The sequence below is a fragment of the Haloarcula halophila genome, from assembly GCF_029278565.1.
GTDB lineage: Archaea > Halobacteriota > Halobacteria > Halobacteriales > Haloarculaceae > Haloarcula > Haloarcula halophila.
The window spans coordinates 2,881,058-2,895,307 of sequence record NZ_CP119559.1; the positions used below are offsets into that span (position 1 = coordinate 2,881,058).

Consider the following 14,250-nt stretch of genomic DNA (forward strand, 5'->3'; position numbering starts at 1 on the left):
GACACTTCACTGACATGAGCCGCCCCTCCCTCCCTTGCTCTCGACGCCGTGCGTTGCAGGCGGTCGGCAGCGCTGTTGTCACTGGTCTCACGGGGTGTCTGAGTCCCTCCGAGCGATCGGATCAGTGTCCGAACAGCGTCCACCTGTCGTTCGACGAGGCGACACCCGTCGGCGTCTCGAACGAGTTCAGTACGCCCGTCGACGCGTTGGCGCACGCGACACAGACGACCGTCGTGGACGCGCTCGACAGCGAGTCGGGTGAAGCCACCACTCGCGGCTACTACTCCCCGAAGCCACACACGGACTACGTCGTCACGGGGTCGCAGCCGCGGTACTACCGCGTCGAGACCGCCGACCACGACGGGACGCCGGTACCCGGCTACGAGTACGCGGTCGATATCGACGTCGACGAACCGGCCGGGGACGACCACCGGCTGTCGTTTCCCGACCTCCCACCCCACGACCGCGAGTCGTTGCGCGACGCTATCGGGAACTCACATCTGATCCATGCCCCTCACTACGACTCGTTTGCCGTCACGTTCGCGTACGAACGCGCCGACGCCCGATCCCGCTCGGTGTTCGTCCCGGAACGGGAGACGTGGTACCTGGAGTGGCAAGACACCCTGCTCCGGCTGACGTTCAGCGAGCAGCGAACGGTCGAGATCACGACGACGACGGTCAGTACCGAACTCGTCGCCGAGTCCCCGGAGGCGTTCGTCGAGTACGTCGGGGGCGAGCGCGGTGTCGTCCTCGACGGGCTGACGGATCGACAACGGGAGATCGTCGACCAGGCCGTCGACGGGACCTACACCGACTGTGAGCCGGATTCAGCTGCGTTCGAGGACCTGCGTGACCGTCTTTCGATCGGGAGCGACAGCCCGGCGGCGCTGGCTCGATACGACGGCCAGTGGTACTTCACCGGGCTCGGACCCCTTCGCTGACAGCGTCGCTACTCGCCGACTCGCTCCCGGGCCGCCGCGACCACCAGCGGGAGTGTGATGGTCGCGTCGGCGTACACCGAGACGTTCCGGGCGTCTTTCTCCAGTTTCCCCCACGACCGGGCCTCTTCTAAGGTCGCGCCCGAGAGGCCGCCCGTGTTCGAGGGGTCCATCGTCAACTGGACGGCGTAGTCGTAAGCGTCAGGCGAGACGAGCATCGTCTGGAGGACGTAGTTCTTGGGGACGCCGCCGCCGACGACCATCGCGCCTGCGCTGTCGGCCTCGTAGGCGATGTCGGTGATGTCGGTCATGTCCGCGAGCGCATCGAGCGTGAACTCGCTGGTCTGGGAGTACATCCAGGCCTGGAGGCCCAGTACCGAGTCCTGGACGGCCGGGCAGTAGACCGGCACGTCGTTCTCGTAGGCTGCCGCCAGGATGCCAGCGTCCTCGGCGACACCTTCACGTTCGTTCACCGCGGCGTTGGCCCGGCCCAGTTCCTCGGTCATGCGCTGGATGGAGACGGCCCCTTCGGGTTCGAGTTCCGAGAACACTTCCTCGCGGAGGTGGCTCTCGAACAGCGCGAAGTGTTCCTGGGGGAGATAGACGTTGTAGATCCGGTCGACGCCCTCGTCACGGAGCGTCTCGTCGTGTTCGCGCTCGGTCTTCTCGGGCGGGGTCACCTCGCCGTGGTGGTGTTTGCCGCCGATGGCTTCGATGCTGTCGTGCGTGCAGTTCGCCCCGGTGGTGACCAATACGTCGATGTGGCCGTCCCGGATCAGTTCGCTGACGATCGCCCGCATCCCCGTCGGCACCATCGCCCCGGCCAGCCCGAAGAAGGTTGTCACGTCGTCGTCGAGCATCTCGCTGTAGACGTCGATGGCCTCGTGGAGGTCGTTCGCGCCGATCCCGGCCTCGCCGTAGCTGTCCGCCAGTTCGCCGACGGTCATCCCCGCCCGCGCCTCGGCGTGTCCGATCGGGTCGTGGTGGAACGTCTCCCGGTCCTCGTTCTCGGTCATCACCGGGGTCTCCGACTGCCGCCGGTTTCAACCGACCGGTTCCGTCACACCTCGCAGGGCAAACCACATACGAGTGGGAGCCTACTGAGACGCAATGGCAGCGGAGTCAGTCGGCGACCGCCTCGACGAGACGACCTGTGACCGCCTTCGGAACCGGGTCACGACGGTCGGGGATCGTGAGGCCCTGCCGGTCACCGCACCGTACACGAACGAGGTCGTCGGGACGGTCCCGCGGTGTCGACCGGCGGACGTCGACGCAGCCGTCGATCGAGCCCGTTCGGCACAGTCGGCGTGGGCAGCACGGTCGGTCGAAAACCGTGCTACCGTCCTCGAGCGGTTCGCCGACAGCGTCCTCGCGAACCGCGAGCGACTGCTCGACGTGGTCCAGGTCGAGACCGGCAAGACCCGCCTCGACGCGCTGGCGGAAGTCCTCGACGTCGTCCTCACCGCCGACTACTACGCCGAGAACGGACCCGAACAGCTCGCCGGCTCCCGTCGTGGCAGCCGTCTCCCCGGGCTCACTCGCGTCGAGACACACCACGACCCGGTGGGCGTAGCCGGGTTCGTCGAACCGTGGAACTACCCGCTCACGCTCGCGATCTCGGATTTCCTCCCGGCGTTGCTCGCCGGCAACACGGTCGTCCTCAAACCCGCCGAGGAGACACCCTTCACGGCGCTGCTGGCTCACGAACTGCTCGTCGAGGCGGGCGTTCCCGAGGATGTGGTCCAGGTCGTCACCGGCGAAGGCGAACCCCTCGGCGAGCCACTCGTCGCCGGCGTCGACCAGATCACCTTCACCGGCAGCACCGAGACCGGCCGTGCGATCGGTTCTCTCGCCGGGGAGCATCTCGTCGACGCCTCGTTGGAGTTAGGCGGCAAGAACCCGGCGATCGTTCTCGCCGACGCGGATCTGGATGCGGCCGTCCGCGCGCTCGTCTGGGGGAGCTACGCCAACGCCGGCCAGTTGTGCCTCTCCTTCGAACGGATCTACGTCGAACAGTCCGTCTACGCTGAGTTCCGAGATCGGTTCGTCGAAGCGACCGCCTCCCGTTCGCTCGGGGCTACCTTCGACTTCGGCCCGAATGTCGGCTCGCTGATCAGCGAGGCACAGCGATCGGTCGTCGAGACCCACGTCAAGGACGCCCGGGCTCGTGGTGGGACTGTCCTGACCGGGGGCAAGCGCCGCGAAGATGTCGGGCCACTGTTCTACGAGCCGACCGTCCTCGCCGACCTCCCGGCCGAGGCAACCGCCGCGACGGCGGAGACGTTCGGCCCGGTCGTCACGATCGAACCCGTCCCCGACGCGGCAGCGGGCGTCAGACGGGCAAACGCGACCGACTACGGCCTCCACGCCAGCGTCTGGACGGCCGACCGCGAACGCGGGCGATCACTCGCCCGACAGATCCGGGCCGGGTCCGTGTCGATCAACGACGCCTTCGCCGGGATGTGGGCGTCGACGGACGCGCCGATGGGCGGTGTCGCCGACTCCGGGATCGGCCGCCGACACGGCCCGGAGGGGATCAGCAAGTTCACCGAGACACAGACCGTGACGAGCCAACGTGGCCCGCCGTTGGTCCCCATCGACGCCGTTCCGGCGGGGATCATTGCACGCGGTGCGATCCTCGGTATCGGCGCGGTTCGTCGACTCAAGCGTCGTTTGCCACCGTGGCTGTGAGGCCGGAGAACCCGACCCGGTACCGGGTCGTCACTCGGCGACCGGCGAGTCCGACCGCACGGAGAGTGCGAGCCCGAGCGCCAGGATCGCGAGCACGATGAGGAACAGGGCGATCACCGAGCGGAGGGCCGCCGCGCTCGTCTGTCGTGGGGCGATCGCCGGTACCACGAGATAACGCGCGGCGATCGCACCGACGACTGCCAGCCCGAGCACCAGCCCGGTACCGGTGACGTGGACGAACTCGCTGTCGCTCGTCCCCGCGTCACGGCCCAACTGGAGACCGATGCTGCTGGCGTGGGCGCCGGCGTCCCAGATCAACAGCGTGGCCGCGCTCCCGGCGATGACCAGCACCGTCGGCACACCCAACTCCGCCCCGAGCAGGATCGTCAGGAACAGCACTGCGCTGCCCAGTGCGAACCCGCCGGCCGGCTGCGGGAGGAACCCGCGGTGGGACAACAGCGGCACGACCGCAACGACGAGTCCGATCAGCAACACGGCCGTTACGAGCCCGCCGAGGACGACCGCTGCCGGCCCGATGAGCGTGGAGACCGCCGTACTCCTGCCGAAGAGGTCGATCCCCAGCAGCGAGACGGCTGTGGTCCCGAGGATCGTCGCGACGACGGCGACGATACCGCCGCTCTGTAGCGACAGCGTCCTCGCGGGGTCGTCGCCGAGCCAGTCGACGACCCACCGCTGGAGCCCGCTCGCCAGGAGGATTCCGAGCAGTCCGACCGCCAGCACCACCAGCGGGACGTGCACCAGCCCGCTCAGCGCGACCCGGAGGAGAGACCCAACGACGGGCGTTCCGGCCAGGAACGCGTTGAACAGGACCTGTGCCTGGGGGAACAGGGCGACGACGCCTTCGACACCCAGGACCGCCCAGACGGTCACGGGAACCTCGGTTCTGGACATCCCGACTTCCGATAGCGTATCGAGGGTCCGATCACCGCTGCCTGGGTCGGGGAGCCACCCCTCCAGCACCGGGACGACCCGATTCAACAGCAGCAAGACGAGGACCGCACCGATCTGGAGGGTCACGAAGCCGACGAGGGGCGTGATCGCGGCCAGCCCGCTCACGCCGAAGACCACTCCCGAGAGGACGTTGTACTGCGCGGTGACACTCAGCAGGACCGCGACGACGATACCGACGAGGAGGGCGTTGCCGCTCTCTCTGAGTGCGGCGCCGAGCTGGTTCCCATCGTCGGCCGAGTCGGTGACGGCGTCCAAGAGGACGTACATCGTTCCGATCGCCAGCCCGAGGAAGGCTGCAAGCCTGCTCCCGCCGGCCGCGAACACGACCGTGAGCGCGAAGCCGACGATGCCGGCGACTGCCATGACGCTGCCGGCGGCGACACGTGCGTTCGATTCCTCGCCGAGCGCCCAGGTCCCGCCCGCGAGTAACACCGCGCCTCCGACCGCCGACACGACCGGGAGCGGATCGCCGATACTCAGACCGACGGCCAGCGCAGTCAGGACCGCGAGGACGCCGGCGAGCGTCGCCGTCGAACGGACCGGCCGCGTGTCGATCCCGCTCATGCCGACCACCCCTCCATCGCCTGCAAGAGCGCCTTCGACAGCGGTTGGTCGGGTTCCCAGTCGACGACACGGACGGCGCTGCGCAGGTCGTCGACACGGTCGTCCCTGTCCAGGGACTCCAGTGTCGCGCCAGGCGTCTCGCTACCGGTCACGTCCGGCGTCACGAGGGTGACGGCGTGTCCGTAGGCGGCGAAACGCTTGGCCACGTCTGCGGCGGTATCGTCCAACAGCGGGCTGCAGAAGACGATCTGTGCTTCGGACGGGATCGATCGCTTGAGCGTCTTGATCGGGTTCCCGCCGTCCGCGACGCCGTAGCGCTGTTCGATCCCGTCGATCCCCTCGAAGAAGCGCTGTCCGCTCATATCACTGACCGACCAGTCGGTCCCCTCGGCGGTCGCGCGGTAGCCGTCGCTCCCCCCGATCTCTTCGAGCAGGAACTCGCGGACTCGCCGGGCCTGGACACGGTCGGCGGACGGGCGGAGATACGCACAGGAGTCGAAGACGGCCGCGCCGACGTGGTTCTCCTCCTCGAGGAGCGCGGTCGCCAGTCGCTCCGCGGCGTAGGTGCAGTACTGGACGGCGTTCGGTGCCCGCGGCTCGGCGGCGATCGGGTGCCGTGCGTCGACCAACAGGACCACGCTTGCGGCTTTCGTCTCCTGGAACTCCACGGTCGCCAGTTCGTTCGTTCGGGCGAAGCGGTTCCAGTCGATGCGGCTCATCGGATCCGAGGACTGGTACTCGCGGATGGCGTAGAACGCGACGCCTTCGCCGGCCGCGTCCGCCTGGACCCGTCCACTCTGTGGCAGCGTCTGTGGTGGCATGTCGAGCCGTTCCGCGTCGGTCGAGCAGTCCAGTTCCGTTTCGATCTCTGCGGTCGTCCGGTATTCGGCACCGCCGGTGAGGTTGCGACACACCACCGTCGTCTCGCCGAACGCGTGTTCGCCACGGCGGGCGGTGATCGTGTAGGTGAACGACGCCGATTCGTCGACGTCCAGGGTCGTCCCGAACCGTGGGGACCCCTCGGTCACGCGGAGCCGGTCCGGGACGCCGTCGACGATCCGCACGTCCGGGAGGTAGTCGAGCCCGTCGTTACGGACCGTGACGGTCACCTCGACCTCCTGCCCGGGGAGGGGCGTCTCGGGCGCTAGCGCGCGAGTGATCGTCAACTCCGGTTCGGGGACGCTCGCGGCCGCCTCGTAGGCGGCGTAGACGAGTCCGACGACGGCGACCATGAAGACGGCCGTGTTGCCGGTGACGACACCGACCGCGCCGGCGACCAGTGCGACCCAGATACCGATGTCACCTCGGGCGTTCAGGCGCTCACTCATCGGAGATCACCCCGTTCGACCCGCTCGATCGCTGCCAGCGTGGCTTCGACTCTCCGGTCGAACCCCTCGCCGGACGCCCAGTCACGGAGTTGGACACCCAGCGACGGGTCGGCGACCGTCTCGTCGCCGAGGAACGAGGCCGCCCGCTGGTCGTCCGTCCAGGTCCCGCTCGCGACCGCTTCGGCGGCGACCGACTCCGACACGCCGGTCGAGTCAGCGATGACTCGCTCGGCTGTCTCGCGTAGCTCACGGCGAATGTCGGCGGCGTAACTGGCTTCCAGGCCGTTGTACGGGTCGACCCGGCCGTCGATACTCTCCAGGAGCTCGTCGATGTCCGCACCGACGACCGTCTGTTCGGTCCCCTGGGTCATCTCCGGGTTCGCAGCGGGCAGTTCGACCGGTTCGTCGCTCTCCCACTCCGGGGATTCGTGTCTGTCGTACAGGCCGTACAGACCGAGAGCGCCGATGACGGCCCCCAGAACCGGCGCAGCGCTGCGGAGCTGCCCCACCGTGTCGGGACTCGCCGTCACGTCGACGAGCCCGGGGAACGTCACGACCACCGCAGCGGCCCCGAGCGCGGCGAGACCGGCAACCGAAAACACGAGCCAGAGCCGGCCGGCGGGTTCACGGTCGATCCGCGCATCCACGCGGGTGCGGTCGTGGCTTCGCTCGTCCACTTCGGTGTGGTGGTTCCGCACTGGCTCGTCCGGTACCTCGACACCATCGTCGTCGGCAGCCAGCCGCTCGTCTCCCGTCGGTTCGACGGTCGTGGTCTGGCTCGTCATTCGTCACCTCCCTTCCGGATCTGATCGAGCGCGTCGCGAGCCGCTTCGGTCCGGGAACTCGTCGTGTCGGCACCGCCGTACTCGATCGCCCGGAACAGTTCCGTGAGTCGACGGACCGGCGCGGCCGGGAGGCCGATGTCGATAGCCGTGCGGGCGTACTCCCCCGGCGTCGTCGCGGCCGGGTTCTGGACAGGGACCAGTTCGACCATCGCTTCCCAGGCCTCCCGGAGCGTCGGCGGGTCGGGATCGCTCTCCTCGGCCGGCGTCGAGGCCACCGCCCGGGCGTCCTCCGTCGTCGGGTCGTCCGGTTGCATGAACTCGGGACGCGTGATCCCACCCCGAAGCGACGCCAGGAGGCCGCCGGAGCCGCCCAGCGATCCCAGCGCTTGCAGGGGGGCTGCCAGCAGCGCGCCGAACGCGACCGGAAGCGCGCCGAGGCTCCGGCCGAGCATCCGGCCGAGGGGTCCCAGCCCCGAGGCGATCCCACGCCCCAGCCCGGCGGCGATGGTTCCGACGCTGGCGGCGACACGGCCCAGCATCGCCGCGCCGGCGAGCAGGACGGTCGTGGTCACCTGCGGGATGAGCTGGAGGGCGTTCCCGATCGGCGCAGGCAGCGAGGGCAGTGTGAGCCAGTCCAGCGAGAGGCCGCTGTCCCCGACGCCGATGTCGGCCGCACGGAGCAATACGAGCCCGACGTAGCCGAGCCCGCCCAACACGACGAGCCCGAACAGCTTCGGGACGAGTGCGAGCCAGCCGAGGCTCGGATCGGGGTCGCCGGTGTCGTCGGGCGGTGGGGCGGCTGTCTCTGTCGGCATCGGCGTTGGCGTCGGTGTTTCCGTGGCCGGACTGCCGCCGGTGTCGGTCGGCAGACTCTCGGTGGGGTTCGTGGCGTCCGACCCGACGGTCTCCGGACCCGACGGCTGGAGTTCCACGTCCAGCGCGGCGGGGAACAATGCGGTCCCGAACACCACAGCGCCGGCACAGAGGAGGGCGAGGGCGGCGCGGATGAGACTGGAAGGCACTATCCAATAGTTCTTGCCAACGAATATAAAATATTGTCATTACTTCGACGCTCTCTGATCGACCACCAGAACTATTTTTATTCGCTGACAGCTAGATTCCATACGCCCTATGGGGAGAGATACCCACCTCAACAGACGGATCCTGCTGACGCTTGCGCTCCTGCTGGTCGTCGACCTCGCGGTAGTCGCGACGGCCGCATACCTCCTGACACCGTGGCTCGCACCCCTCCGCGACGCCGTCGCGGCGGCGCTGCCCTTCGGCGGGCTGTCGGCCCAGGTAGCGTGGTGGCTCGCGGTCCTGTTGCCGGCGCTGTCGCTGTTCGTCTGGGGACAGCTCCGATACACCCGCGCGCGGACACTGAACAAGGTCGACGCCAGGGAAGTGAGCCAACGGGAGTACCCCGACCTGAGCGAACGCGTCCACCGGCTAGCACAGCTCGCCGACATGAAACCCCCGACGATCGCGGTCGCGGACTCCGCGGTCCCCAACAGTTTCGCCGTCGGCACCATCGGAAGCGCCACACTAGTCGTCAGCGACGGCTTGCTGGAGACGCTTTCCGGCGACGAACTCGACGCCGTGTTGGCCCACGAACTGATGCACGTCAAGAACCGGGACGCGACGGTCATGACCCTCGCTAGCTTCCTGCCAGCGCTGACGAACGGCGAACACGGGCTATTGGACGACATGCTCCCGGGCGAACGCGGCAGTAAACTCGTCGTCGGAGCGCTCGCCGTCTGCGGCGCGTACCTCTTGAGTGCACGAATCATGGCCGCCCCGGTCGGCAGCCTCGGATTCACCCTCGGCTTCGTCGTCCTCGCCGGGATCACGGTCGTTCTCGGCGGCGTGTTGCTCGGGGTGTTTACCGCTCCGGTCGTCGTCCTGAGCCGCTCGCTCTCGAAGTACCGCGAGTACGCCGCCGATCGCAGCGCGGCGCTGTTGACCGGGGACCCGGCCGCGCTGGTCACGGCTCTGGAGACGCTGGACAGCGAGGTCGCGGTGACGCCGGAAACCGACAAGCGACACGCCTACGAGGGCGTTCGTGGACTCTGCTTCCTCGCCGGTGGCTTCCGGACGGGGACCGAGACGGATCGGTTCCACGTCGAAACCCGCTCACATCCGCCGACGGCGGACCGGATCGATCGACTCCGTTCGGTCGAATCGGCGTCCTGATGCCAGCCTCGGAGCGCCACATTCCAAACCGTTTATGCCACAACGGGAGTTATCCGGCCGTATGGCAAGAGAGCAGACCGAAGTTCGCGAACTCGACGAAGGTAGCTACGTGATGATCGAAGACACGCCGTGTAAGATCGACTCCTACAGCACGGCCAAGCCGGGCAAACACGGCAGTGCGAAAGCCAGGATCGACGCACGTGGCGTCTTCGACAGCAAGAAGCGCTCGCTGTCCCAACCGGTCGACGCGAAGGTCTGGATCCCGATCATCGACCGAAAGCAGGGACAGGTCGTCTCGGTCGACGGCACCGACGCACAGGTCATGGATCTCGAAACCTACGATACGTTCACGATGCTGATGCCCGACGACGTCGAGCTCAGCCCCGACGACGAGATCGAGTACCTCGAATACGAGGACCAGCGCAAGATCACGCGCACGTAACGCCGATGTTTCCCGGTGCGAACACCGATCGCGCCCGCGCCGACTACGCGATCGTCGGGGCGCCACTCGACGCCTCGACGTCGTTCCGGCCCGGGACGCGGTTCGGTCCGCGCCGGACCCGCGAGTTCTCCGAGCAGTTCGACGACTACGACCACCACACCGGTCAGCAGTTTACCGACTTGGCCGTCTACGACCACGGCGATGTCGGGCCGACGGCCGACACCGACGAGTATCTCACCTTCCTCGAAGGGACAGTCGATGACCTCGCGGAGGAGGGTGCCGTCCCGCTCCTACTGGGGGGCGAACACACTGTCACCGTCGCCGCCGTCCGCGCGCTGGACCCGGACGTGTTCGTCTGTCTGGACGCTCATCTCGACCTCCGGGAGTCGTACGCCGGCGACACGCTCTCGCACGCGACGGTCACACGCCACGCGCTCGCGAGTGCTGATCGGGCGGTGATCCTCGGCGCACGTACCGGTAGTGAAGCCGAGTGGGACCGGGCAACAGCGGGGGACGTGACGGCCGTCCCGCCCGCGGAGGTCCCCGACTGGACGCCCTCGCTGGACGACGAACGGGCCTACCTCTCGGTGGACATCGACGCCGCCGATCCGGGGTTCGCGCCGGGAACGGGGACACCGGAGCCGTTCGGGCTCGACCCGTCGACGATGCACGAGGTCCTGCGGGCGGTGGCCCCACACGCGATCGGATTCGACGTCGTTGAGGTCAACGACCGCGACGACGGCCAGGCCGCGACGCTGGCCGCGAAACTCCTCCGCGCGTTCGTCTTCGCGCACGCGGACGGGTGAGACTGCGCCCCGTTTTAAGATCGCGGGGGCGTATGCCGAGATATGGACCGCCTCTCGTCGTGTTACTTCTGCGGTACGGCACTGGACGCCTCGCTCTCGGAGTACCCGGTCGTCCCCCGGGCGCTCCAGCCGGCCGGGACTGACGGCCGGAGCGTCGTGCTCTGTCCGACCTGCCGGCGAAAGCTCGCGACCATCGTCGAGTCCGTCGTCGCGGCAGCCGGCGAAGGATCGCCCGAAGACGGCGTTACGGGTGACGCCGAGACACTCCCCAGCGCCGCCGACGACGAGGACCTGACGGGGATGCTCGACGAGTCCGGCATGGAGCCGAGACCGGACCCGATGGACCTCAGCGACGCCAACGAGACCGAGGACGACAGCGAGTCGCCAGTTGCGACCGGGAGCCACGACGATCCGAACGCGGGAACGGAACCCGCTTCCGGCAGTTCCGATAGGGCCGTCGACGAGACGCGGACGGACACCGCGACGGACGGAACAGACGACGGACCTGCCCCGAACCGAGCGAGCGAGAACGGACAGCCGACCGAGCCCAGTCGGGAGCGGGAGGAGTCGTCCGAGGAGTCACCGACCGGCTCGACGGCGTCCGATACCGACGAGAGCGAGCAATCGGACGACGGAGAAGCCGACGACGGCCAGGGGCTGACCCGCCTGGAGTACAACAAGGTGATGCGGCTCCTCCAGAACCGGGAGCTCCCGGTCGACCGGTCGGAGATACAGGCCGTCGCCGTCAACGCCTACGAGATCGAGCCCGGTGAGTTCGACACCATCGTCGACGCCGCCATCGACCGGGACCTGATCGACGAGCGGGACGGCCAGATCGTCTCGCCGGAGTAGGAACACCTACCAGCCGGGCGGGGCAATCCCCGGCTATGGACACAGGCGACATCGCAACGCGACTCGACGAGCGACTGGCTATCGAGGACTACGCGGACGTCGACGCGAGCCCGAACGGGCTCCAGGTCGGCCCCGGCGACCGCTCGGTCGATCACGTCGCGGTGGCCGTCGACGCCGCCGTCGAGACGATCGAACGGGCAAGCGAGGCCGGCGCGGACCTGTTGGTCACCCACCACGGTCTCGTCTGGGGGAGCATCGAGCGGGTCACCGGGACCGACTACGACCGGATCGCCCCGCTGATCGAGGACGATCTGGCACTGTACGTCGCCCACCTCCCGCTGGACGGCCACCAGGAACTCGGGAACGCCGCCGGGGTCGCTGACCTGCTCGAACTGACCGACCGTCGTCCGTTCGGCTCGATGGGACCGGAGCACATCGGGCAGGCCGGCACGCTCCCCGACCCCCGGCCCGTCGACGATATCGCCGCCAGCCTGGAGTCGTCGCTGGACACCGGCGGCCAGCCAGTCCGACTGCTCGATTTCGGCCCCGACCGCGTCGAGGACGTGGCCATCGTCACCGGCAGCGGCGTCGACTGGCTGGACGAGGCCGCCGCGACCGACGCCGACCTGCTCGTCACCGGGGAGGGCAAACAGCAGGTCTATCACGAGGCTCGCGAGGCCGGGGTCAACGTCCTGCTGGCCGGCCACTACGCGACCGAGACCTTCGGCGTCCGGTCGCTGGCCGCGCTGATCGAGGAGTGGGGACCGACGACGACGTTCCTGGACTGTCCGACCGGACTGTAGATGGCCCCGCCGGAGTACGACGCCGTCGACACAAACGAGGAGTTGATCGCCTGGTCCCGTGAGTACTGCCGGACGGTCCGCCGGGAGCGGGGTGTCGACGTCCGGTTCGACCTCGTCGAGTGGGCGGTCTCGACGCGGGCCAAACGACGGGCGGCCGCGGTCGAACGACCGACGCTCCCGGACGCGAAAGTCGGCGACCCGTACGACTGGGACAGCGTGCCCGGCGCAGACGGCCGCCCGCTTCCCTGTACGGTGTCGCTGACCCGGGCGGCTTTCGAGTCGTTCGACCGATCCGAGTGGGAGGCGACGCTCCGCCACGAACTGATCCACGTCGAGCAGTACCAGCGCGACGGGACGACCGGCCACGGGCCGGCGTTCCGCCGGCGGGCCGCCGCCCTCGACACCGACGTTCACTGTCCGGCCTTCGCGGACCCGAAGTACGTCCTGACCTGCCGGGACTGTGGCGGCCTCGTCGCCCGGCGCTACCGCGACTGCAAACTCGTCCGCGAACGCGAGCGGTACCGCTCGGACTGCTGTGGTGCCGGCCTGGCGCTCGCGCGGGGACCGGAGTGAACCGACCGATGTCGCTCCGGGTGACCTTTTACCCCGCGGGTGCCAACGACGGCGTATGCTTGAGGGAGTCAACGTCGTCCTCGGGGTCTCCGGCTCTATCGCGGCCGTGAAGACGGTCGAACTCGCCCACGAACTCCGGCGGCAGGGCGCGAGCGTCCGGGCCGTGATGACCGACAGCGCGGGCGGCATCGTCCACCCCTGGGCCGTCGAGTTCGCCACCGAACACGACGTCGTGACCGAGATCACGGGGGCGGTCGAACACGTCGAACTCTGCGGACGGGAGGGGTGGGGCGACGTGCTCCTGCTCGCGCCGGCGACCGCAAACACCGTCGGGAAAGTCGCCGCCGCCGTCGACGACACGCCCGTGACGACGTGTGCGACGACGGCCCTCGGCGCCGGTCTCCCGGTCGTGGTCGCGCCGGCGATGCACGAACCGATGTACGACCATCCCGGCGTGATAGACGCGATCGACCGCGTCGAGTCCTGGGGGGTCACGTTCGTCGACCCGCGGATCGAGGAGGGGAAAGCCAAGATCGCGACCGAGGAGGCGATCGTGACGGCCGTGGCCCGCGCGGCCGGCGACCGACCGCTCTCCGGGACCCACGTCGTCGTCACCGCCGGCGCGACGACCGAGTCGGTCGACCCCGTCCGCACGCTCTCGAACCGTGCCTCGGGTCGGACCGGGCGCGCCGTCGCACGGGCCTGTCACGTTCGCGGTGCCGACGTGACGCTCGTCCACGACGGCCCGGCGGTCCCATACGCGTCCGTCGAGCGCGTGGAGAGCGCGGCCGAGATGACCGCCGCCGTCACCGACCTCGCGGGGGCGGCCGACGCAGTGGTCTCCACTGCCGCGATCTCGGATTACACCGTCGAGACGGCACCCGAGAAGATCCGGAGCGGCCAGTCGGACCTGACACTGGAACTGACGCCGACGCCGAAACTCATCGACACGGTGCGGGAGGACCACCCATCGCTCCCCATCGTCGGCTTCAAAGTCGAGACCGAAGGTGACGACGACTCCCTCGTCGAGCGTGCCCGGGGGCTCCGTGACCGGGCCGACCTCGCGTTCGTCGTCGCCAACGACGCGAGCGTGATGGGCGCGACCGAGACCAGAGCCCTGCTCGTCGACGGGGAGGGCGCGACGGAGTACGCCGGCGACAAGGCGGGCCTCGGGGCGCGGGTTGCCGACGAACTGGCCGCCGTCATCGGGTAAGCGTCCAGTGGATTGCGAAATAGTTTTGCGTGTCCCGTAACTCGAAGGTGGTAACGAACGTAGCGCTCGTCAGACACACAAAACCAGGAT

General features: G+C 68.7%; 14 protein-coding genes. 9 read left to right on the forward strand and 5 right to left on the reverse strand.

Annotated features, from left to right (window positions below; translation table 11 throughout):
• The first annotated feature begins 14 nt into the window (after positions 1-14).
• Complete coding sequence (locus tag P0204_RS15135) at positions 15-941, forward strand: hypothetical protein (RefSeq protein ID WP_276180732.1); 927 nt, start codon at positions 15-17, stop codon at positions 939-941.
• An 8-nt stretch (positions 942-949) separates the two neighbouring features.
• On the opposite strand, the gene P0204_RS15140 is transcribed toward P0204_RS15135, so the two are convergent.
• The gene (locus P0204_RS15140) at positions 950-1,954 is read right to left on the reverse strand and encodes a deoxyhypusine synthase (RefSeq protein WP_276180734.1); all 1,005 of its coding nucleotides are present in this window, start codon (positions 1,952-1,954) and stop codon (positions 950-952) included.
• A gap of 94 nt (positions 1,955-2,048) precedes the next feature.
• Here P0204_RS15140 and P0204_RS15145 point away from each other — a divergent pair, with 94 nt between their 5' ends.
• Entirely contained in the window at positions 2,049-3,629 is a 1,581-nt protein-coding gene (locus tag P0204_RS15145; protein WP_276180736.1) for a succinic semialdehyde dehydrogenase, read from the forward strand.
• A 30-nt stretch (positions 3,630-3,659) separates the two neighbouring features.
• Here P0204_RS15145 and P0204_RS15150 read toward each other — a convergent pair whose 3' ends face one another.
• The 4 genes from P0204_RS15150 to P0204_RS15165 are packed head-to-tail and all read right to left on the reverse strand — an operon-like array spanning position 3,660 to position 8,300.
• Positions 3,660-5,165 carry a DUF7519 family protein gene (locus P0204_RS15150; RefSeq protein ID WP_276180738.1) on the reverse strand — a complete coding sequence of 502 codons (1,506 nt, stop codon included), beginning with the start codon at positions 5,163-5,165 and terminating at the stop codon, positions 3,660-3,662.
• Entirely contained in the window at positions 5,162-6,493 is a 1,332-nt protein-coding gene (locus P0204_RS15155) for a DUF58 domain-containing protein (RefSeq protein ID WP_276180740.1), read from the reverse strand. Before P0204_RS15155 ends, P0204_RS15150 begins: the two co-directional genes overlap by 4 nt.
• Complete coding sequence (locus tag P0204_RS15160; RefSeq protein ID WP_276180742.1) at positions 6,490-7,278, reverse strand: DUF7269 family protein; 789 nt, start codon at positions 7,276-7,278, stop codon at positions 6,490-6,492. The genes P0204_RS15155 and P0204_RS15160 overlap by 4 nt, the downstream gene beginning before the upstream one ends.
• Positions 7,275-8,300 carry a DUF4129 domain-containing protein gene (locus tag P0204_RS15165; protein ID WP_276180745.1) on the reverse strand — a complete coding sequence of 342 codons (1,026 nt, stop codon included), beginning with the start codon at positions 8,298-8,300 and terminating at the stop codon, positions 7,275-7,277. The genes P0204_RS15160 and P0204_RS15165 overlap by 4 nt, the downstream gene beginning before the upstream one ends.
• A 109-nt stretch (positions 8,301-8,409) precedes the next feature.
• On the opposite strand from P0204_RS15165, the gene P0204_RS15170 reads away from it, so the two are divergent.
• The 7 genes from P0204_RS15170 (at position 8,410) to coaBC (ending at position 14,160) form a co-directional block, all read left to right on the forward strand.
• Positions 8,410-9,471: a M48 family metalloprotease gene (locus P0204_RS15170; protein ID WP_276180747.1), complete on the forward strand. Its 1,062-nt coding sequence runs from the start codon at positions 8,410-8,412 to the stop codon at positions 9,469-9,471.
• A 61-nt stretch (positions 9,472-9,532) separates the two neighbouring features.
• Positions 9,533-9,913: a translation initiation factor IF-5A gene (locus P0204_RS15175; RefSeq protein WP_276180750.1), complete on the forward strand. Its 381-nt coding sequence runs from the start codon at positions 9,533-9,535 to the stop codon at positions 9,911-9,913.
• A gap of 5 nt (positions 9,914-9,918) precedes the next feature.
• Positions 9,919-10,719, forward strand: coding sequence for an agmatinase (gene speB / locus P0204_RS15180; protein ID WP_276180752.1), 801 nt, complete (start codon positions 9,919-9,921; stop codon positions 10,717-10,719).
• Positions 10,720-10,761: 42 nt separating this feature from the next.
• Positions 10,762-11,571: a hypothetical protein gene (locus tag P0204_RS15185; protein WP_276180754.1), complete on the forward strand. Its 810-nt coding sequence runs from the start codon at positions 10,762-10,764 to the stop codon at positions 11,569-11,571.
• Between the two features lie 35 nt (positions 11,572-11,606).
• Positions 11,607-12,374: a Nif3-like dinuclear metal center hexameric protein gene (locus P0204_RS15190; RefSeq protein WP_276180756.1), complete on the forward strand. Its 768-nt coding sequence runs from the start codon at positions 11,607-11,609 to the stop codon at positions 12,372-12,374.
• A complete protein-coding gene (locus P0204_RS15195; protein WP_276180758.1) occupies positions 12,375-12,947 on the forward strand; it encodes a SprT-like domain-containing protein in 573 nt (190 codons plus the stop codon). It abuts the gene before it with no gap.
• 55 nt (positions 12,948-13,002) lie between these two features.
• Positions 13,003-14,160 carry a bifunctional phosphopantothenoylcysteine decarboxylase/phosphopantothenate--cysteine ligase CoaBC gene (coaBC, locus tag P0204_RS15200; protein WP_276180760.1) on the forward strand — a complete coding sequence of 386 codons (1,158 nt, stop codon included), beginning with the start codon at positions 13,003-13,005 and terminating at the stop codon, positions 14,158-14,160.
• Positions 14,161-14,250 lie beyond the last annotated feature (90 nt).